The sequence below is a fragment of the Pseudokineococcus basanitobsidens genome, assembly GCF_037482545.1.
Classification (GTDB): Bacteria; Actinomycetota; Actinomycetes; order Actinomycetales; family Quadrisphaeraceae; genus Pseudokineococcus; species Pseudokineococcus basanitobsidens.
In genome coordinates this window covers 13,821-33,301 of sequence record NZ_JBBIAA010000030.1, presented here as the reverse complement: position 1 = coordinate 33,301, position 19,481 = coordinate 13,821, and the positions used below count along the sequence as shown (strand labels likewise).

Below are 19,481 nucleotides of genomic sequence, written 5' to 3'. Positions count from 1 at the left end.
CGCCGACGCCCTTGCTGACGTAGGCGCGTGTCAGTTGAGGATCCCCCTATGGGTCGACGAGGGGGCCGTCATTGGGGTGGCTTCCGTGTAAGCGGTCGACCTACCTGCCCAACGTGGGCATACTCCGGCGCGTGCCGAAGGACATGACGGAGCCGGCGTTCTGGGTGCTGACCGCCTTGGCGGAGACCCCACGCCACGGGTACGCGGTGCTGGGCCGGGTCGAGGAGCTCACCGGCGGGCAGAGCCCGCTGCGGGTCACCACCCTGTACGCCACGCTCGAGCGCCTGGAGCGGGACGGGCGCGTGCGGGTGGTCTCCGAGGAGGTCGTCGCCGGGCGGGCCCGGCGCACCTACGACATCACGACGGACGGGCGCGAAGCCCTGTCCCTAGAGGCCGACCGGCTGGTGGCCCGGGCCAGCGCCGCCCAGGCCAGCCTCGACCGGGGCCGCCCGGCGCCCACGCGCACGACCGGGTGGGCCACGGCATGAGCCCTCGAGCAGGCCGCGACCCTCAGCGGCTGCTGCGGTGGTACCCGCGCGGCTGGCGGGCCCGGCACGGGCAGGTGCTCCTGGGCCTGCTGGACGAGCAGGTCCAGGACACCGGCCGCGAGCTGTCGTGGGCAGACGCGTGGTCGCTGCGGGCGCACGGGGCCGCGCAGCGGTTCTCGCCCGCCACCGGGGTCCTGCTCGCCCTCGCAGGTGCCGCCGCCGCCGTCGCCGGGCTCACCGTGCTGGCGGTCTCCCTCGCCGACCCGGCGGCCACGGTGGGCGCGGCCGAGGTGGTCTGGACGGTGCTGCTGACCGGTGTTGCGACATCACTGGCCTCGCTGGCTGCCGTCGCCTTGGTCCGCGATCTCATCCCGATCACCGCCCCGGGGGCGGTCCTCGCGGCTGCGGCCGCGACCGCCGCATGGGCGGCGGCGACCGCGGCGGCCCTGTCCTGGTCGGTGGGGTTCGACCAGGCCGACGCCGACGTCCCGCTCAGCGGCTTCGCCGCAGCGTTCCCCGCGCTGCTCGTCGCAGGCGTCGGGCTCGGGACGGTGGCGCTGACGCCGGTCACGGCCGTGCTCCTGCGCGGCATCTCCAGCACGCCCGGCCGATGGCTGCTCGCGGTCGCCGGCGCGCTGCTCGGATCCGTCGTCCTCGGTGCGGCTGCTCTCGCGCCCGGTGCTTGCCTGCTGGCCGCCGTCGGCGTACTCGTCGGGTGCGCGCTCCGCCGCTCCCCACACCGACGGGCGCCCACCACTGCTTCACGAGGCCCCGCCTCGCGGAAAGCGACCGCGGAGGCCTCCCAGTAGCCGATCGGTTGGCGGGCACGGATCCGCCGCTNCACCACTGCTTCACGAGGCCCCGCCTCGCGGAAAGCGACCGCGGAGGCCTCCCAGTAGCCGATCGGTTGGCGGGCACGGATCCGCCGCTCCGGGGTGGGGCCGTTCGGGGGTCGGTGCTCTGGAGCCGTGCGGAACCGTCGGGTGGCGAGCATGCTGCCGTCGTGGCGCGGTGGGGCGACCTGTGGAGAAGGCACTCGCTTCTTCACGACTTCCTGCACGACGGTCAAGATCGCCCGGGTGACCACGGGTGGCCCTTCGTGCTGGGCGACCCCTACGTGGCGGGCTGGCTGCCGATCTCCGTCCTCGTGTCGGCCGTCCTGGGCACCGGATGGCTGTGGTCCCAGCACCCGCAGCTCCACGTGCCGATCCTCGTGGTCGCACCCCCCGTCGTGCTGTGCGCCTTGCTGTGGTTCGCGATCAACACTGCGTACCTGACGTGGCAGGTGGTCCGGGACCTCGGGGCATCAGCGTCTCGGCTGAGACGGCGCGAGAAGTAATCGCTCGATATCGATGAGGGACTCGTCGCCGGGTACGGGGACGCCCTGGGACAACCGGCGAGATAAGGCTTCGAGCTCGTCCGCTCCCAGTTGAGGATCGAATGTGGGACAGCCGCGGGGGAGCGGGTGGGCGCCGGCGTCGGGGACCGTAGCTGCGCCAACAGGCGGTCGTCTACTGGGCCGCGACCGTTTGCGCCGCTCAGGCTCGGATGTCGACGGGCACCCGAGCAGTGGCTGTCCCCAGTTCCCTGTCACGCGCGAAGGCGAGAGCCTTGTCGAGGATCTTCGGGTCGACCCAGTTCTCGGCGCCGTTGCTCACTCGCTCCATGAGCTTTGTGACGTAGTCGCTGCTGATATCGCCCACCAGGGCACCGGTGCGCCGATCGGTCTCCATCTGCGACGCCAGCCGCACCGCCGCCTGATTCATCTCCGGGTCGCCCGGCGGCTCCCAGCGCAGTTGCCCTTCGCTGTCGACCCACGAGCCGGTCGCTGCGAACAGGACCTCACGGTCGGCCGAGGTCAAGCGGTCGTACGAGCGGTCGCCGGCCTTCCAGCCTCGCTCCACCTCGCCGGCCTTCTCCAGCTCGGTCAGCGAGGTTGCACGACCGACCTCCGACGCGGGCCGCGTCGCCCACAGCGCCGCTGCACTTCCAGAGTCACTGATCTGCATCTAGCTCCCCCTCAGCCAGGGCAGGGCGACACCGCCCCGCTGTCTCTGTCGTCGGCCCAGCAGGACTTCGGCTTGAGGCAGCGCAGGCGCGGGCCAGCGATCGTCAGCGGGACGCTGACCGGACGACGATCGGATGTGGGACGGCTCCTCGCCGGGGCCGACGACGTTGTCAAGGGCCGGCCGGCGCGCCGCCCTGTGGCCGTGTCCTGGACGTCGCGCGTCCGGTGACGATGGGGGCATGGTGGGGTGGGCATCCAAGGAGGTGCGTCGCCAGGTGCGGCAGTTGATGCGTCCGGCGATGCGGGCCCGCGGCTTCAAGCAGCAGGGTGAGTTCGGGTGGGTGCGCTTCGACGGTGATGTCGAGACGCTGGTGGGGTACTTCGTCGAGCGTGACGAGGCTGACCTTCTCGACACCCTCGCCGTGAGCGTGCAGACCTTCGTTCACGACGACTCGGCGCCCGACGGTCTCTCGGCGGCCGACCTCGTGCGCCTCGAGGACCTCCTCGCGGCCGACGACCACGCGGCGATCCAGCGCTACCTGACCACCTACGCCGATGGCATGGTCCCCGCCGACCCCAGGAGCTGCGTGCCGATCGTCCCGGGTCACGAGACCGAAGCCGTCGACGTCGTGATGGCACCGCTGCTGCGGCATCTCGATCGGGTCGTCGGTGCGCCCGGGCAGCCGCTTTGAGCCACTCTCCTCGGGCGAACCCATCCCGCTGATAATTTATGTTATGACGTAACCGCTGGTCAGAGAGGGTGTGTGCCTCGTCCCCCAACTGTCCTGGGTCGGTGCTGGGCGGCACGACGTCGCGCTCGTCGACGAGGTGTTCGCGCAGCGTCTTGATGCGCTCGAGGACGGCGCGGCGTCGCAGGCCCGTCGGGGTGCTCACCTGGTCAGTCTCCGGGACGACGCCGTGGTCGGGTGCTAGAAAGCCGGGTGTGGGCGGTCGTGAGGAGGAGCAGCTGCCGGCCGGGATGCCGTGGTGGTGCCGGGTGCTGAGTGTGGTGCCGGTCGCGGCCGCCGGTCTGGCGCTGCTCGGCAGCGACGGGCGAGACCCCTTCACCGTGCTGATCTGGGCAGCGGTGACGTATTGGGTGACCGGAGCGCTGTCCCGGTGGGTTCTGGTGCGTCGAGGGCACAGCCAGGAGGTCGCCCGCGGCTGGGTCGAGGCAGGTCTGCAGGCGAGCTGGTGCTCTGGCTGATGGGGGCCTTCGCGGTCTGGGTGACCGTCGACGCCGTGCGGACGGCCGCGGGCCCGGCCGGTGACTGGTGGGACCGAGTCGTGGTGGCCGTCCTGGGCGTCTTCTACTTCTTCGGCCTCGCGGTGGCTGTCGGGGCCCTAGCCGACTGGCGGCGTCGCCGCGCGTCTGCGTAGGCCGCTGCTCCGCCCCCGTCCGCTCCTGGTAGATGCCTGCTCGTCGGTGCTGGTGGTGGGGTCAAGGGCGGCCCGCAGAGTCATCGCGCAGCGACGCGTAGCGCCCTTGACGGGCTCTTCGCAGACGAGAGTGCAGCGGTGGGCTGAGCGCGGCCGCGCGTGGCGGTCCTCGTCGTGGTGGCCTGCGTCCTGGCCGGCGTGGCGCTCGTCGTGCTCGCGCTGCGGGCCACCCGCCCCGTGCTCGCCGGGGTGCTCGCGGCGCCCGAGCGGGCCTGATCCCGCAAGCCCCCCGGACGGGCCGGCTCCGATCAGGTGTGGGCGTCCACGTACGCCTGCGCGCCGCGGTCGCTCGAGTCGATGCCGTGGCCGTCCGCGTGCCGGGCCTCGTAGATCGCGAAGCGGACGCCGATGTCGTGCCGCTCCTGCGGCGTGGAGTTGTGACGGAAGTCGGGGAGCGCCTCGCGCTCCTCCTCGCCCATGTGGTCGTCGTTGGCCTCGCGCGCCGCGAGGACGGCGTCCCACCACTCCTTCGAGCCGACGTCGTGCGCCGACGCGGCGCGGACGCCCTTGCGGATGTCGTCGTGGTCGCCCACGGCGTCGAGCGTCTCGTCGACGGGGCCGTCCGTGCCCCCCTCGCCCTTGCCCTCCTTGAGGAGCCGGGGGTAGAAGAGCTCCTCCTCCGCCTGGGCGTGCACCTCGAGGAGGTTCGCGAGCCGGCCCCAGACGACGCCGAGGGCGTCGGTGTCGTCGCGCGGGACCTCGTCCAGGATCGCGAACAGGCGCCGCTGCTCGTCGTGGTCGTGAAGGATGTAGTCGCAGATGTCCATGGCCCGAGCCTCGCACCGCGACGCCGCGGCCGCCCGGCCGGAGGCGGTCCCCCGGCGGACGACGCCCGGTAGGTTCACGGGCCGTGGACCGCGGACGCGAGGCCGGCACGCCCACCAGGTCGCGCCCGTGAGCGCGCCGTCCGACGACGGGGCGCCCTGGGCCGTCGAGGCGACCGGGGACGCGCTCGAGGTCCGGCTCGAGCCCGGCGAGCGGTGGTGGGGCGGGGCGGTCGCGGACGGCCGGCTCATGCCCTTCGGGGGCGAGACGCACTCGCGGGACCTCGGGGCGTCCGCGGGGACCGGCCCGCAGGGCCGGGCAGGGGCGAACCAGTGCGCGCCGCTGCTCCTGTCGACGAGCGGCCGCGTGGTCTGGTCGGAGCGGCCGTTCGCCTTCACCGTCGACGAGGGACGCCTCACCCTCCGGGGGAGCGAGATCGTCCTGGGGCGTTCCGGCGGGACGCTGCGCGAGGCCTTCCTCGCCGCCTCCTCCCGCTTCTTCCCGCCGTCGGGCCGGTCGCCGGCTCCCGAGCTCTTCACGGGCCCGCAGTACAACTCGTGGATCCAGATGCCCTGGGCGCCGACGCAGGAGGGCGTGCTGGCGTACGTCCGCGAGCTCCTCGACGACGGGATGCCACCGGGGGTCGTCATGGTCGACGACTGCTGGTCGCCCGGCTACGGCACCTGGGTCTTCGACCAGGGACGCTTCCCCGACCCCGCGGCCATGGTGGCGCAGCTGCACGCCTGGGGGTGCTCGCTCATGCTCTGGGTCGTCCCCTTCGTCAGCCCCGACTCGGCGGTGTTCCGCGACCTGGACGCACGGGGCCTGCTGCTGCGCGACCGGCACGGGCGGACGGCGCTGCGGAGCTGGTGGAACGGCTGGAGCGCCACGCTCGACGTCAGCGACCCCGACGCCGTGGGGTGGCTGTGCGAGCAGCTCGACGCCCTGGTCGAGCAGACCGGGGTCGACGGGTTCAAGCTCGACGCCGGCGACGTCGTCGACTACCGCGCGGACGACCTCACCGCCGGCCGCGCCGAGCCGGTGGACATGTGCGAGGCGTGGGCACGGATCGGCCTGCGGTACCCCTTCAACGAGTACCGGGCGTGCTGGCGGATGGGCGGGCAGCCGCTCGCCCAGCGCCTGCACGACAAGCCGCCGTCGTGGGGGGCGGACGGCATCGGCTCGCTCGTGCCCGAGCTCGTGGCCCAGGGCCTGCTCGGCCACGCCTTCACGTGCCCGGACATGGTCGGCGGCGGCGAGATCGGGGCCGTGGAGGACGCCGGCGCGGTGGACCAGGAGTTCTTCGTCCGCTCCGCGCAGGTCGCCGCCCTGGCCCCGATGATGCAGTTCTCGCTCTCCCCGTCCCGGGTGCTCGACGAGCAGCACCGCGCCGCCGTCGCCGACGCCGTCCGGGTGCGGCAGGAGCACGTGCCGCTGCTCGAGGACCTGGTGGCCCACGCCGCCCGGACCGGCGAGCCCGTCGTCCGGGCCATGGCCTACCACCACCCGGGGCTCGAGGACGTCGTCGACCAGTTCATGCTCGGCCGCTCGCTCGTGGTCGCGCCCGTGGTCGAGGCCGGGAGCCGGCACCGCCGCGTCCACCTCCCGCCCGGCGGGTGGCAGGGCGACGACGGCACCCGGTACCAGGGGCCGGACGTCGTCACCGTCGCGGCGCCGCTGGACCGGCTCCCCCGCTTCCGGCTCCTCGAGGAGCCCCCGGCGTCGTGAGCCGGGCCGCTACTTCAGCCCCGAGCTCGCGAGCCCGTCGATGACCCGGCGCTGGAGGACGACGAAGAGCACCAGGACGGGCGCCATCGCCAGCAGGCTCGCCGCCATGACGACGGGGTAGTCCGTCGTGCGGTCGCTGATGAGGGTGGCCAGGCCCGCCGACAGCGGCATGCTCTCGCTGTAGGAGCTGACCACGAGGGGCCAGAGCAGCTCGTTCCAGCTCCAGAGCACCGAGGTGATGGCGAGGACGCTGATCGTCGGGCGGGCGAGGGGGAACATCACCCGCCAGAAGATCTGCCACGGGTTGGCCCCGTCCAGACGGGCCGCCTCCTCCAGCTCGCCCGGCATGGCCGCGAACGCCGTGCGCATGAGGAACGTGCCGAACGCGCTGAACAGGCCCGGGAGGACGAGGCCGCCGATCGAGTTGAGCAGCCCCAAGCCCTGGACGATCTGGTACTGGGAGAGCAGGTACGCCTGGGACGGCACCATGAGGATCGACAGGACGAGCGCCAGCAGCAGGCCCCGCCCGCGGAACCGCATCCGGGCGAAGGCGTAGCCGGCGAGGGTGCAGAAGAGGATCTGCGCCACCGTCCGGATCACCGTGATGGACACGGAGTTGCGCAGCTGGTCCAGGAAGGGCAGCCGCTGGAAGACGGCGGCGTAGTTCTCCCACTGCAGCTGCGCGGGCCAGAAGGTCGGGGTGACGCTCTGCACCTCGGTGTTGGTCGACAGCGACATGATGATCTGCCACAGGAACGGGAAGGCCATGACGAGGCCGCCCGTCGCCAGCACCACGTGCGCGAGCACGTGCGAGCCGTTCCGCCCCCCGCGCCGCCCGCGCCGCCCCGGCCGCGGGGGCGCGGCCGGCATCCGGCGCTCGCCCCGCGACGCGGCCCGCTCCCGGTCGACCGTGAGCGGCTCGACGACCGCCCCGCCCGCCGCCCTGCTGGTGCTGCGCGTGTCAGCCACCCTGCGCCCACCGCCTCTGGAGCCGGAACTGCACCGCCGTCATCACGCCGATGACGGCGAAGATGACCATGGCGATGGCGGCCGCGTAGCCCTTGTCGTTGCTGACGAAACCCTCCTGGTAGAAGAAGTAGACGAGCGACATGCTCTCCGACAGCGCGGGGTTCGCCGTCCCGAGGATGGCGTACAGGAGGTCGAAGAGCTGGAAGCTCGCGATGGTGGTGACCACGAGCAGGAAGAAGATGCTCGGCGCCAGCAGCGGCACGGTGATGGAGCGGAACTGCCGGAAGCGGGAGGCGCCGTCGAGCTGGGAGGCCTCGTAGTACTCGGTGGGGATGTTCTTCAGGCCGGCAGCGATGACGATCATCGAGAACCCGAGCGAGGACCACAGGCCCACGACCGAGACCGCCACGATCGCCGCCCCCGGCGTGCTGATCCAGTAGGGCCCGTCCACCCCGACGAGCCCGAGGACGAAGTTGAGGACCCCGAAGTCGCCGTTGTAGATGACGCGCCAGACCATGGCCACGGCGGTGGGCATCGCCACGTAGGGCAGGAAGTACAGCACCCGGTAGAACGCGGCGAACCGCAGGCCCGGCAGGTTCAGCAGGTTGGCCAGGTAGAGCGCGATCGGGATGCCGAGCAGCACCACGCCGGTGTAGATCAGCGTGTTGAGCAGGCTCCGGTACAGCAGCGGGTCCGCGAACAGCTGCCGGTAGTTGTCGAGGCCGGAGAAGGTCGTGCCGCCGAAGACGCCGAAGGTCGTCAGGGAGAACCACGCCGTCTGCACGACCGGCCACAGGTAGAACACGGCGATCCCGGCGACGAGCGGTCCCGCGAAGAGCAGCGGCCACGCGCCGTCGCGACGCAGGGGGCGCCGGCGGGACCCGGCCGGGTCGGAGCCGTCGGGCGGCGTCGTGCTGCGGCGTGCGGAGCTGCCGGTCAGGCTGGCCACGTCGTCACGACCCCGACAGGACGGCGTCCATCTGGTCCGCCAGCTCGGTCGTCACCTGGTCGACCGGCTCGGCGCCGGAGAAGGCCTGCGGGAGCAGCTCCGTCTCCAGCGCGTTCCACTCGGCGGTGTTCTCGCTGACCGGCAGGGGCTGCGCGTAGTCCACCGCGTCCAGGAAGACCTGGAGCCGCGCGTCGGGGAGCGAGTCGACGAAGGCCTGCTGCGTCCCGTCGTAGGCGGGGATGACGGTGCCCTGCTCGCCCTGCTGGAGCTGCGCGTCCTCGCCCGCGAGGTAGACCTGCAGCGCCTGGGCGGCCTGCTGCTGGTCGGAGGACGCGGCGACGACGTTGGAGACGCCGTGGATCACGGTCGCCTGCTCCTCGCCGGTCGGCAGCGGGAGCACCACGACGTCCTCGGCGAGGTCGGAGCCCTCCAGCGCGGAGCGGAACCAGCTGCCGCCCCAGTACATCCCCAGCCGGCCGGAGAGGAACCACTGGTCACCGGTGGTGTCGGTCAGCTGCGCCATCGTCGGGGAGGCACCGCTGGCGATGAGCCCCCGCCAGAAGTCGATGCCCTCCTGGGCCTGCGGGGTGTCGTACCCCGACTCGCCGTCCTCGATGACCGAGCCACCCGCCTGGAAGATCGTGTCGTAGTAGGTGGTCTGGCCGTCCATGCCGCCGCCGGCGCCGTAGATCCCCTGGTCGGCCAGCGCCGTGGAGATCTGCTCGGCCGTGGACCGGAACTCGTCCCAGGTCCAGTCGCCGTCGGGCACCGGCACCCCCGCCTGCTCGAAGACGGAGCGGTTGGCCCAGATGGCGATGGTGTCGAAGTCCTTCGGCACGCCGTACTCGACGTCGTCGTAGGTGTAGAGGTCGACGAGCGACTCCGGGTAGTTCCCGGGGTCGATGTCGCCGGCGTCCACGGCGCCCGTGATCGGGGTGATCTGGTCGTTCGCGGCGTACAGCTGGAAGTTCGGCCCGTTCATCCAGAACAGGTCCGGCAGCGTGCCGCTCGACGCCTGCGTCTGCAGCTTGGTCCAGTACTCCGCGTAGGGCGTGACGTCGACCTTCACGTCGACGTCCGGGTACTCCTCCTGGAACCCGGCGATGTTCTCCTCGATGCCGGCGACCTGGTTCTGGTCCCAGACGCTGTACGTGAGGCTCGCCTGCAGGTCGCCGTCCGGGGTGCTGTAGTCCTCCGGGGCGGCGGCGCCGCCGTCGGAGCCGCCGCAGGCGGTCACGGCGAGCAGCGCACCGAGCGAGGCGGCGGCGCACAGCCGGCGGCGGGGGCGGGGGGAGGGGCTCATCGGGGGGTCCTCTCGGGAGTGGCGCGCGCGGTGCGGGTGAAGTGGTCGACGACGGCCCGGGGCAGCGGCGGGACGTCCAGGGGTCGGGAGCCGTCGCGGAGCGAGGCGGCCGCGAGGGCGCCCGCGGCCACGGCCGCGCGGGCCGCCAGGGGTGTGGTGGCGAGCGGGGCGCCGTCCACGACGTGGTCGAGGAACTCGGTCATCGTCAGGACGTCGGCGTCCTCGTGGCCGCTGGCCACGCCCTCGACCGGGTACTCGCGGTCGCCGTCCACCGACCACTCGCGCCGGCGGTCCCAGACCTTCACGACGCCGCCCGCGGTGTCCCCGACGTTCTCCAGCCGCCCGTGGGTGCCGATGACCGTGTAGCTGCGCCAGTAGTCGGGGGTGAAGTGGCACTGCTGGTAGCTGGCCAGCACGCCGTTGGACAGCCGCATCATCATCATGGAGACGTCCTCGACGTCGACGACCGGGTTGAGGCCCGTCTGCGCCTGCGGCGGCCAGTTGTCGAGCGAGAACCAGTCCGGCATCGTCTCGCCGACCCGCTCGCGACGGTCCTGGACGTCGCCGTAGACCATGAGGTCGCCCATCCCGACGACCCGCTGCGTCGCGGCGCCCGCGAGGTGGTGCACGACGTCGATGTCGTGGCTGGCCTTCTGCAGCAGCAGGGTGCCCGTTCGCCGGCGGTCGGCGTGCCAGTCCTTGAAGTAGTAGTCGCCCCCGTTGCCGACGAAGTGCCGGACCCAGACGGTCCGCACCTCGCCGATCTCCCCCCGGTCGACGACCGCCTTCATGGCCCTCACCACGCCGGCGTGCCGGAAGTTGTGCCCGACGTACAGCGGCGTCCCGGTCTCGGCCGCGACCTCGAGGACGCGGTCGGCGTCCTCGAGGCGCGTGGCGAGCGGCTTCTCCAGGTACACGGCGACGCCGGCCCGCAGGAGGTCGACCGCGATGTCGGCGTGCGTGTCGTCCGGCGTGGTGACGACCGCCGCGTCGACGCCGCCGGCCTCCAGCAGCGCGCGGTGGTCGTGGTGCACCGCCACGTCGCCGAACATCGCCCGGGCCCGTCCGCGCCCGGCCTCGTCGGTGTCCGCCGCCGCCACCACGCGGGCCCCCGGACGGATCTCGCCGACGTGCCGCGCGATGGCGCTGCGGGCGCCCGTCCCCACGACCGCGACCGCGAGCTCGTCCCCTGCCCCGACCACCATGTCGACCTCCCGACCGGCGCGCACGCCGCTTGATCGATGTCTGCCTGATCGATGTTGACGCTTCAGCGCGTCAACCGAGCACAACCGAAAACTAGCCCTCGCGTCCACCGCTGCCAAGGGGTGCACCGGCGGACCGGGCACCCCGTCGGCGGGGTCGGTGACGCCGGCTCAGCGCGCCACGGGCGTGACCTGCGTGCCGCAGCTGTCGCTGCCGGTCACCACGACGTCCTGGTGCAGGTCGTTCCAGCCGGTCGCGGGCTCCCAGGTGCCCTCCGAGGCCAGGCGCACGGAGTAGTCGGGGTTCCCCGCCGTGCCGGCGTCGGCGGCGGGCAGGTCGAGGTGGGCGGAGTAGCGGCCGGTGGGCACCCCGCACAGGTCCACCGCGACGGTGCTCGTCGTCCCCGGCGCCCACGTGCGCGCGTCGACCCCCGTGCCGAGCGCGAAGGTCCCCCGCGGGCCGTCGAGGACGACCCGGACCGGCCGTGGGTTGTACGGCGACGCCCACCCGTCGTTGCGCACGTCGACCTCGAGCCGGCGCACGACGCCGCCGTCCTCGCGCAGGCGACGCACCCGGCTCTCCTCCGGCACGAAGCGGTAGCCGAGGCGGTCGGTCACCTCGGCGAGGCCCTCGTCGCCCCAGGTGGCGAGGACGTCCCGGTTGTAGTCGGCGTTGAGGTAGGAGAAGTGGTAGCGCGCCATGTCGGCGGAGGCCGACGGGTACTCCGAGCGCGGCGGGTTCACGGCGCAGGTCTCCCCGCCCATCGGCACGGCACGGGTCTCCTGCGCCAGGTACTCCTGGTCCAGTGCGAGGGGGTCGGACAGGAAGGTGCCGTAGTCGTCCGGGCTCGCGAGGAAGCAGTCGTTGTGGTGCCCCACGCGGGCCAGGTCCGTGCCGCTGAAGGCCTGCTCCGACGTCAGCGCCCCGGCCTCGCCCGTGGGGACGTCGAAGATCTCCTGCTTCATCTTCATCGTCCGCACCTGGACCATCCGCTCGTCCGGCACGGCGTCGAGCAGTGCCCGCAGGACCTGCCCCCGCGCGTCCCAGTCCGCCGCGGTGAGGACACCCGGGTCCGCGGGGTCGGCGGCGAAGTGGTCGGTGTAGTACCCCTCCCCCCACAGGCCGATCAGCCCCTGCTGGACGACCGTGATGACGTCGGCGTCCCGGTGCAGCAGCGGGGCGAGCTGGTCGACGTGGGCGAGGACGACGTCGAGCGGTGCGTCGCCGTAGGGCGGGGTGTACGGCCACGCACCGCCCTGCACGTAGGCGAAGCGCGCGATGACGCTGACGCCGGCCTCGCGCGCCGCGTCCATGTCCGCCTGCACGAGGTCGAGCCACTCCTGGTCCAGCTGCGGCGAGTCGACGAACTTCTCGAGGTAGAAGACCCGCAGCACCTGGGTCGTGCCCTCGGCGCGCAGGGCGCGGAGCTCGTCGACGTCCAGCGGGACGTAGCCGGAGCCGTCCGCGCGGTAGTGGGTCTCGGTGTGGTGGTACCAGCCGCGCTGCGGGTTGGCGAGCACGGCGTCGGTCTCCGCGTACGACACCGTGCGCACCCTCCCCCGGTCGGCGGCCGCGGCCGGCTCGGCGGAGGCCGACGGGAGCGCGGCGAGACCGACCAGCGCCGGCGCGCAGGCGAGCGCGAGCAGCCCCCCGGCGGCACGGGCGCTGCGCCGGCCGCGGGGGCGCGGCGCGGTCGGGTCCGGGCTCGTCGTCCTGCGGGACGTCGGCATGGCTGCTCCTCGTCGTCCTCGGCGACACCCCTGCCGGGTGCGCTCCGTGCCGGGAGCGTGGACCCGCAGGCACCGGCTGTCACCGGTCGACGCCGACCTGCGCACGACCGTTGCGCAGATGCGCAGGAACGGTGCGCATCTCCACCGCCGGGCTTACCGTCACGGGCGTGGAGGCGGCGAGGGCGACGGAGCACGGGCGGGCCGCGGGTCCGGGGGAGCCCGCCGGCCGGGCGCACCGCCTCGGCCTCCTGCTGGAGGTCGTGCGGGGCTCCGGGCGCAGGACGACGTCGACCGGCGAGCTCGCGGCGACGCTCGGGGTCTCCGCCGCCACGGTCCGCCGTGACCTCGCCGTCCTGGAGGACCAGCGGCTCCTGCGACGGGTCCACGGCGGCGCGGCCCCCCTCGACGACGCCCCCCTGCCCGTGCGCTACCGCGGCGGCGAGCAGCGCGCCGCGAAGCTGGCCATCGCCGAGGAGGCGGCCCGCCGCATCCCCCGGGGGGCGCACGCGCTGGGGCTCACGGGCGGGAGCACGACGGGGGAGGTCGCCCGGGCCCTGACGGACCGGCGCGGGCTCACCGTCATCACGAACGCCATCGACGTCGCCCTCGACCTCGTCCTGCGACCCCACGTCAAGGTCGTCATGACGGGGGGCGTCGCCCGGTCGCAGTCCTACGAGCTCGTGGGGCCGTGGGCCGAGCAGACGCTCCAGGCGGTCAACCTCGGGACGGCGGTGGTCGGCGTGGACGGCATCAGCACCGAGGGGCTGACCACGCACGACGAGGTCGAGGCCGGGGTCGACGCCGCCATGCTCCGCCGCGCCCAGCGCGTCCTCGTGGTGGCCGACGGCACCAAGCTCGGCCGGGTCCACCTGGCGCGCATCTGCCCGCTCGCCGACGTCGACGAGCTCATCACCGACGCCGGGGCCCCGCCCGAGGAGGTCGCGGCGCTGCGTCGGGCCGGGCTCGCCGTCACGGTCGTGGAGCCCTGACCCGCCGCAGCCGGCCACCCCTCCTCCGTCTCCCTCCTCCGTCTCCCTCCTCCGTCTCCTTGGGGGCGGGAGGGCCGGGCTACGCGGGGGCGACGACCACCTCGACGCCGGCCGCGGCCAGCTCCGCCGCGGTCTGCTCGTCCGCGGGGCGGTCGGTGACGAGCACGTCGACGTCGGCGAGCGGGCAGATGCGCGCGAAGGTGGACCGGCCGAGCTTCGTCGAGTCCGCCGCGACGACGACCCGGCGGGCGACCGCCGCCATCTGCCGGCTCGCCTCGGCCTCGCCCTCGTGGACCGTCGTCGCGCCGAAGCGACCGCTCAGGCCGTCCACCCCCAGCACCGCGAGGTCGACGCTGAGGTCCCGCAGGGCCGCCCCGACGAGGGGCCCGACCAGCTCGTAGGACTGCCGGCGCGGCACGCCGCCCGTCACGACGATCTTCACGTGCTCGCGGACCGAGAGCTCGAAGGCGATGTTGAGGGCGTTGGTGAGGATCGTGACCCCGGGCCCGTCCCCCGCCCCCAGGGCCTCGCTGGCCCCGAGCACGCGCGCCACCTCGCTCGTCGTCGTCCCGCCGTTGAGGGCGACCGACGCGCCGGGCCCCACGAGCCCCGCGACCGCGCGGGCGATGGCGGTCTTGGCCTCCGACTGCCGCGCGATCCGGTACTGCAGCGGCAGCTCGTAGCCCGAGCCGAGGGCCGAGGCGCCCCCGTGCGTGCGCGTGAGCAGGCGCCGCTCGGCCAGCACGTTGAGGTCCCGGCGCACCGTGGCCGTCGAGACGCCGAGGGCGTCGCCGACCTCGGAGATCGAGACGCTGCCCCGCTCGCTCACGAGCTCCAGCACGAGGTTGAGGCGGCGCTGCTGCGTCATGCCGGCACACTCGCGGCCGCCCCGAGCCCGGCGCAACCGCCGGTGCACCTGCTCCTCGACCCGAGGCGACCGCGCGGACCGTTGACGCCGTGAGCGAGGCTGCTCATGATGAGCCCCGACCGCTCACGATCGCTCCCGTGCCGCGCCATCCACCGCTGAGGACAAGGACACCCATGGCCCCCACCTTCGTCGACGCCGAGATCGCGTCCCAGCCCGGCGTGTGGCGCGAGGCCGCCGCCCTGGCGGGCACCGTCCACGGGCTGCCCCGCACCGGCGAGCGCGTGGCCCTGGTCGGCTGCGGCACCAGCTGGTTCGTCGCCATGAGCGCGGCCGTGGTCCGCGAGCAGGCCGGGCACGGGACCACCGACGCGTTCGCCGGCTCGGAGTTCCCGCGCGGACGTCGGTACGACCGGGTCGTCGCCATCTCCCGCTCCGGGACGACGACCGAGGTGGTCGAGCTGCTCGGGGCCCTCGAGGGCACCCCCACCACGCTCGTGACGGCGGTCCCGGACTCGCCGGCCGCAGCCCTCGCCGACGACGTCGTCGCGCTGCCCTTCGCGGACGAGCGCTCCGTGGTGCAGACGCGCTTCGCGACGAGCACGCTCAGCCTGCTGCGCGCCGCGGCGGGCCACGACGTCGAGGCGGTCGCCGCGGACGGCGAGAAGGCCCTCGCCGTCGACCTCGACGGCCTCCCCGCGGCGGACCAGTGCACCTTCCTCGGACGTGGCTGGTGCGTCGGGCTGGCGCAGGAGGCCGCGCTCAAGACCCGCGAGGCGGGGCAGTTCTGGGCCGAGGCGTACCCGGCGATGGACTACCGGCACGGGCCCGTCGCCATCGCCCAGCCGGGGCGACTCGTGTGGAGCCTCGGGCCGGCCCCCGAGGGCCTCGCCGGGGAGGTCGAGCGGACCGGGGCGACGTTCGTCCAGCACGACCTCGACCCGCAGGCGGGTCTCGTGGTCGCCCAGCGGTTCGCCGTCGCCGTCGCCGTCGCCCGCGGTCTCGACCCGGACCACCCGCGCTCCCTCACCCGCTCGGTGATCCTCGCGTGAGCGGTCGCCCCGGGTCCGGCCGCACCGGGTCCGGCCGCACCGGGGTGGACGTCGGGGGGACGAGCACCAAGGGGCTGCGGCTGGGCGAGGACGGCGAGGTCCTCGCCGAGCACCGGCGGCCCACGCCGTCGCCCGACCCGCACGGACGGGGCGTCGCCGCCGGGGTCGCCGAGGTGCTGCGGGCGCTCGGCACCCCCGACGACGAACCCGTCGGCGTGGCCCTGCCGGGGGTCGTGGACGAGCTCGCGGGCACCGCCGTCGCCTCGGCGAACCTGGGCTGGCGGGACCTGCCCGTGCTCGACCTGCTGGAGACCGCGGCGGGTCGCGACGTCCTGCTGTGCCACGACGTCCGCGCCGGGGCCGTGGCCGAGGCCGCCGCGCGCCACCGCGCGGGCGACCCCGGTCCCGCGGACGAGGAGGTGACGGTCTTCCTGCCGGTCGGGACCGGTGTCGCCGCGGCGGTCCTCCTCGACGGGCGCCCCCTCGTGGCGGGGGGGTGGGCCGGCGAGGTCGGCCAGCTGCTGCTCGCCGAGGGACCGCACGCCGGGCTGCGCATCGAGGAGGTCGCCTCGGCGGCGGCCACCGCCCGGCGCGCCGGCGCCCCCGACGCCCGGGCCGTCGCCGAGCGCGTGCGCTCCGGGGACCCGGTCGCCGCGCGCGTGTGGCGGGAGACGGTCGAGGTCCTCGCCGGCGCCCTCGCCGGGCTCGTCGCCGCCGTCGCGCCGAGCCTGGTCGTCGTCGGCGGCGGGCTCTCGCAGGCGGGGGACCTCCTGCTGGACCCGCTCGCGGCCGAGCTCGCCCGCCGCACGCCGGGCCTGCGCGTCCCCGAGCTCGTGCCCGCCCGGCACGGCGACACCGCCGCGGCCCGTGGCGCCGCGCTGCTGGCCGCCGCCGCCCGACGCCCGACCGCCGGCGCGCACCGGTGACGGCCGCCGGCAGCGCACCGGCCGGGCGGACGGGTGCGGCGGGCCGTGGGGAGGGGCCGGCGCCGCGCGTCGTCGTCGTGACGCCGAACCCGGCCGTCGACGTCACCTACCGGGTGGCGCGGCAGGTGGTCGGGGAGACCGTGCGCGTCCAGGAGGTCCGGCGTCGGGCGGGCGGCAAGGGCGTCAACGTCGCCCGCGTGCTGCGCCTGCTCGCGGAGGACGTCGTCGCGGTGCACCCGCTGGGTGGCGCGGCCGGCGCCTGGGTCGCGGCGCAGCTCGCCCAGGACGGGCTCCCGGCGGAGTCCGTGGACGTCGCCGGCGAGACGCGGACGACGGTCGCCGTCGCCGACGGGGCGAGCCACCCGACCCTCTACGCCGAGCCCGGGCCCGTCCTGGGCGAGGACGACTGGGAGCGTCTCGTCGACGCGGCGGCCCGCAGCTGCGCACCGGACGCCGTCCTCGTCGTCGCCGGGTCGACGCCCCCGGGGGTGGCGCCCGACGCGGTGGCCGACCTCGTCCGGGCCGGACGGCGGGCCGGGGCCCTCGTGGTCGTCGACACGAGCGGACCGGGGCTCGTCGCCGCCGCGCGGGCGGGCGCCGACGTCCTGCGGCCCAACGCGGCCGAGGCCGTCGCCGCCGTCGGGGCCGACGACCTCCGGGGCGCCCTCGACGCCCTGCTGGGGCTGGGGGCCGGGCGACTGGTCGTCTCCCGGGGCTCGGAGGGGCTGGTGGCCGTCGACCGTGCCGGCGGCCGGTGGCAGCAGGCGGCCGTGCCCGACGTCGAGGGCGACCCCACGGGAGCCGGGGACGCGGCGACCGCCGGGTACGTCGCCGCCCTCGCCGCCGGGGCCGGCACCCCGGAGGCCCTGCTCCGGGCGGCGCTGTGCGGCGCGGCCGCCGTGCTGCAGCCCGTCGCCGGGGCCCTCGACCTCGACGACCTCCCGGTCCTCGAGCGGCGGCTCCGGGCCGCCGCGGCGCCCGGCGGGGAGGCCGCCCGTCCACCCTCCGCAGACCGATCCCCCCAGGAGCGCCCGACATGACGACCCCCCCGGCGGGCCCGTCCCGCCCCGACCCCGTCCGGCTCCTGCGGGAGGCGCGATCCTCCGGCCGCGGCGTCGGCGCGTTCAACGTCGTCCTGCTCGAGCACGCCGAGGCCGTCGTGGCCGGCGCCGAGGCCGCCGACCTGCCCGTCGTGCTGCAGGTGAGCCAGAACTGCCTGCGCTACCACGGCTCCGCCGCCCCGCTGCTCCGCGCGGTGAGGGAGCTCGCCGAGGCGTCGAGCACTCCCGCGGTCGTGCACCTCGACCACGCGGAGGACGTCGCCCTCGTCCACGAGGCCGTCGACCTCGGCGTCGGCAGCGTCATGTTCGACGGGTCGGCGCTGCCGTACGAGGAGAACGTCACGACCACCCGGGCCGTCACCGACCACTGCCACGCGCGCGGCGTCGCGGTGGAGGCCGAGCTCGGCGAGGTCGGCGGCAAGGACGGCGTGCACGCCCCGGGCGCCCGCACCGACCCGGCCGAGGCCGCCGCCTTCGTCGCCGCCACGGGCGTCGACGCGCTCGCCGTCGCCGTCGGCACGTCGCACGCGATGGTCGAGCGCACCGCCGCCGTCGACACGGCCCTCGTCGCCGAGCTCGCGGCCGCCGTGGACGTCCCGCTCGTCCTGCACGGGTCCTCCGGGGTCGACGACGACGGCCTGGTGGCCGCCGTCCGGGCGGGCATGGTCAAGGTCAACATCTCGACCCACCTCAACGCGCTGTTCACCGCCGCCGTCCGGCGCCGGCTGGCGGACGACCCGGACCTCGTCGACCCCCGCCGCTACGTGCGGGAGGGGCGCGACGCGGTCGCCGCCGAGGTCGAGCGGCTGCTGCGCCTGCTCGCCGGATGAGCCCTCCGGCGGGCACCACGACGACGCCCTCCGAGGCGTGGTCGCTGCTGGGGATGGCAGGTCGGCCCGAGACCCTCCGTCCGGCCGCACCCGCGGTCGTGGCGACCCTGCGGGAGGCGCTGGAGGCCGAGGGGCCGCCGGCGCCCGGGCTCCTGGACCACCTGGGCACCGCGGCCGTGCTGCCCGCCCTGGGCGCCCTCGTGCCCGAGGCGCGGTCCCGGGGGCGTCGTCTCGGCGTCCCGGACCCCGTGGTCGTCGCCACGCTGGCGGACGTCGGCCGGAAGGTGGCCCACTACGGCGACCTCGTCGAGCCGGGGTGGTTCGTGGGCCTGCTCCGGCTGGACGTCGTCGCCGTCGGCCGGCTGCAGGTCGAGCGCGTGCCCGGCGCCGCGGGCCGCGCCGTGCACGTCCCCGAGGGCGCGCCGCTGACCACGGAGGCGGTCGTGGACGCGGTGCGGCACGCGGACGCCCTGCTGGGCCCCGGGCCGCTCGTGTGCACGTCCTGGCTCCTGGACCCCTGGGTGGGGCGTGCGCTCGGGCCCGCCAGCCGGATCGCCCGCTTCGCCGCGCTGTTCGCCCCGGACGGCGACGACGTCGCCGCGGAGCCGGAGGTCGACGCCGACGGCTGGACGAGCGGTGACCACGCCGTGGCGCGGTTCGTCTTCCGCCGCCCGGTCGGCGACGTCCTCGCCGGGGCCGGCACGACGGGCGGCGAGCGCGGAGGGACGCGGCTGCAGCGGCTGGCCCTGGAGCGCTGGCGCCACGGGCACCACGTCACCGAGCCCCGCGGGCGGTGGAGGGGCCCCGTCACCTGAGGCGTGGCCGCCCTGGGCTCGGGAGCCCACGCCACGCCGACCGACCTGGTGCACGGTCGGTAGCGTCGTGCCATGAGAGCCACCGTCGACGCCCTCGGTCGCGTCGTCGTCCCCGAGCCGCTGCGCGACGCCCTCGGCCTCGTGCCGGTCTCGACCGTCGACGTGTCCCGCTACGGCGCGGGCCTGCAGCTCGTGCCGGCCGGCCGCACGGCCGTCCTCGAGGAAGAGGAGGGGCGGCTCGTCGCGAGCGGGACCACCGTGGTCGACGACGACGTCGTCGTCGGGCTCCTCGACGCCGGGCGCCGGTGACGTCGGCCGTGCCGACCGGGGAGGTCGTCGCGCTCGACACGAGCGCCGCCG

General features: G+C 74.9%; 22 protein-coding genes. 14 read left to right on the top strand and 8 right to left on the bottom strand.

The features are described 5' to 3' along the window. The first annotated feature begins 131 nt into the window (after nt 1-131). From WDZ17_RS15570 to WDZ17_RS15560, 3 genes are all read left to right on the top strand, one after another. Nucleotides 132-488, top strand: a complete 357-nt coding sequence (locus WDZ17_RS15570) for a PadR family transcriptional regulator (protein ID WP_339576098.1) — start codon at nt 132-134, stop codon at nt 486-488. Next, complete coding sequence (locus WDZ17_RS15565; protein ID WP_339576097.1) at nt 485-1,297, top strand: hypothetical protein; 813 nt, start codon at nt 485-487, stop codon at nt 1,295-1,297. The genes WDZ17_RS15570 and WDZ17_RS15565 overlap by 4 nt, the downstream gene beginning before the upstream one ends. A 194-nt stretch (nt 1,298-1,491) precedes the next feature. After that, nucleotides 1,492-1,827 (top strand): hypothetical protein, encoded by a 336-nt coding sequence (locus WDZ17_RS15560; RefSeq protein ID WP_339576096.1) that lies wholly within the window; start codon nt 1,492-1,494, stop codon nt 1,825-1,827. 199 nt (nt 1,828-2,026) lie between these two features. Here WDZ17_RS15560 and WDZ17_RS15555 read toward each other — a convergent pair whose 3' ends face one another. Beyond that, nucleotides 2,027-2,497, bottom strand: coding sequence for a hypothetical protein (locus tag WDZ17_RS15555; RefSeq protein WP_339576095.1), 471 nt, complete (start codon nt 2,495-2,497; stop codon nt 2,027-2,029). Nucleotides 2,498-2,735: 238 nt separating this feature from the next. On the opposite strand from WDZ17_RS15555, the gene WDZ17_RS15550 reads away from it, so the two are divergent. From WDZ17_RS15550 to WDZ17_RS15540, 3 genes are all read left to right on the top strand, one after another. Continuing rightward, complete coding sequence (locus WDZ17_RS15550; protein ID WP_339576094.1) at nt 2,736-3,188, top strand: hypothetical protein; 453 nt, start codon at nt 2,736-2,738, stop codon at nt 3,186-3,188. 251 nt (nt 3,189-3,439) lie between these two features. Continuing rightward, nucleotides 3,440-3,703, top strand: a complete 264-nt coding sequence (locus WDZ17_RS15545; protein WP_339576093.1) for a hypothetical protein — start codon at nt 3,440-3,442, stop codon at nt 3,701-3,703. Continuing rightward, entirely contained in the window at nt 3,703-3,876 is a 174-nt protein-coding gene (locus WDZ17_RS15540) for a hypothetical protein (RefSeq protein ID WP_339576092.1), read from the top strand. Before WDZ17_RS15545 ends, WDZ17_RS15540 begins: the two co-directional genes overlap by 1 nt. 308 nt (nt 3,877-4,184) lie before the next feature. Here the strand turns inward: WDZ17_RS15540 and WDZ17_RS15535 are convergent, their stop codons facing one another. Further along, nucleotides 4,185-4,703, bottom strand: a complete 519-nt coding sequence (locus tag WDZ17_RS15535) for a hemerythrin domain-containing protein (RefSeq protein ID WP_339576091.1) — start codon at nt 4,701-4,703, stop codon at nt 4,185-4,187. A gap of 127 nt (nt 4,704-4,830) precedes the next feature. On the opposite strand from WDZ17_RS15535, the gene WDZ17_RS15530 reads away from it, so the two are divergent. Next, entirely contained in the window at nt 4,831-6,429 is a 1,599-nt protein-coding gene (locus tag WDZ17_RS15530; protein ID WP_339576090.1) for a glycoside hydrolase family 31 protein, read from the top strand. A gap of 9 nt (nt 6,430-6,438) precedes the next feature. Here the strand turns inward: WDZ17_RS15530 and WDZ17_RS15525 are convergent, their stop codons facing one another. The 5 genes from WDZ17_RS15525 to WDZ17_RS15505 all read right to left on the bottom strand — a co-directional run bounded on the left by WDZ17_RS15525 (nt 6,439) and on the right by WDZ17_RS15505 (nt 12,583). Next, entirely contained in the window at nt 6,439-7,299 is an 861-nt protein-coding gene (locus WDZ17_RS15525; RefSeq protein WP_422632009.1) for a carbohydrate ABC transporter permease, read from the bottom strand. A gap of 91 nt (nt 7,300-7,390) precedes the next feature. Continuing rightward, nucleotides 7,391-8,338, bottom strand: coding sequence for a carbohydrate ABC transporter permease (locus tag WDZ17_RS15520; RefSeq protein ID WP_422632008.1), 948 nt, complete (start codon nt 8,336-8,338; stop codon nt 7,391-7,393). 13 nt (nt 8,339-8,351) lie between these two features. After that, nucleotides 8,352-9,650, bottom strand: a complete 1,299-nt coding sequence (locus WDZ17_RS15515; RefSeq protein ID WP_339576087.1) for an ABC transporter substrate-binding protein — start codon at nt 9,648-9,650, stop codon at nt 8,352-8,354. Beyond that, on the bottom strand, nt 9,647-10,855 hold the full coding sequence (locus WDZ17_RS15510; RefSeq protein ID WP_339576086.1) for a Gfo/Idh/MocA family protein: 1,209 nt from the start codon (nt 10,853-10,855) through the stop codon (nt 9,647-9,649). The genes WDZ17_RS15515 and WDZ17_RS15510 overlap by 4 nt, the downstream gene beginning before the upstream one ends. Nucleotides 10,856-11,023: 168 nt before the next feature. Further along, nucleotides 11,024-12,583 (bottom strand): DUF4832 domain-containing protein, encoded by a 1,560-nt coding sequence (locus WDZ17_RS15505; RefSeq protein WP_339576085.1) that lies wholly within the window; start codon nt 12,581-12,583, stop codon nt 11,024-11,026. 167 nt (nt 12,584-12,750) lie between these two features. Between WDZ17_RS15505 and WDZ17_RS15500 the strand changes: the two genes are divergently transcribed. Further along, nucleotides 12,751-13,572: a DeoR/GlpR family DNA-binding transcription regulator gene (locus WDZ17_RS15500; RefSeq protein WP_339576084.1), complete on the top strand. Its 822-nt coding sequence runs from the start codon at nt 12,751-12,753 to the stop codon at nt 13,570-13,572. Nucleotides 13,573-13,651: 79 nt separating this feature from the next. Here the strand turns inward: WDZ17_RS15500 and WDZ17_RS15495 are convergent, their stop codons facing one another. Next, entirely contained in the window at nt 13,652-14,440 is a 789-nt protein-coding gene (locus WDZ17_RS15495; protein WP_339576083.1) for a DeoR/GlpR family DNA-binding transcription regulator, read from the bottom strand. A gap of 173 nt (nt 14,441-14,613) precedes the next feature. Here WDZ17_RS15495 and WDZ17_RS15490 point away from each other — a divergent pair, with 173 nt between their 5' ends. The 6 genes from WDZ17_RS15490 (at nt 14,614) to WDZ17_RS15465 (ending at nt 19,430) form a co-directional block, all read left to right on the top strand. After that, complete coding sequence (locus WDZ17_RS15490) at nt 14,614-15,489, top strand: SIS domain-containing protein (protein ID WP_339576082.1); 876 nt, start codon at nt 14,614-14,616, stop codon at nt 15,487-15,489. Then, a complete protein-coding gene (locus WDZ17_RS15485; protein ID WP_339576081.1) occupies nt 15,486-16,415 on the top strand; it encodes an ROK family protein in 930 nt (309 codons plus the stop codon). The genes WDZ17_RS15490 and WDZ17_RS15485 overlap by 4 nt, the downstream gene beginning before the upstream one ends. Before the next feature lie 77 nt (nt 16,416-16,492). Then, nucleotides 16,493-17,455, top strand: coding sequence for a 1-phosphofructokinase family hexose kinase (locus WDZ17_RS15480; RefSeq protein WP_339576080.1), 963 nt, complete (start codon nt 16,493-16,495; stop codon nt 17,453-17,455). Then, nucleotides 17,452-18,306 carry a class II fructose-bisphosphate aldolase gene (locus WDZ17_RS15475; RefSeq protein WP_339576079.1) on the top strand — a complete coding sequence of 285 codons (855 nt, stop codon included), beginning with the start codon at nt 17,452-17,454 and terminating at the stop codon, nt 18,304-18,306. Before WDZ17_RS15480 ends, WDZ17_RS15475 begins: the two co-directional genes overlap by 4 nt. Then, the gene (locus WDZ17_RS15470; protein WP_339576078.1) at nt 18,303-19,121 is read left to right on the top strand and encodes an acyltransferase domain-containing protein; all 819 of its coding nucleotides are present in this window, start codon (nt 18,303-18,305) and stop codon (nt 19,119-19,121) included. Before WDZ17_RS15475 ends, WDZ17_RS15470 begins: the two co-directional genes overlap by 4 nt. A 72-nt stretch (nt 19,122-19,193) precedes the next feature. Further along, nucleotides 19,194-19,430 (top strand): AbrB/MazE/SpoVT family DNA-binding domain-containing protein, encoded by a 237-nt coding sequence (locus tag WDZ17_RS15465; RefSeq protein ID WP_339576077.1) that lies wholly within the window; start codon nt 19,194-19,196, stop codon nt 19,428-19,430. The last annotated feature ends 51 nt before the right edge of the window (nt 19,431-19,481 follow it).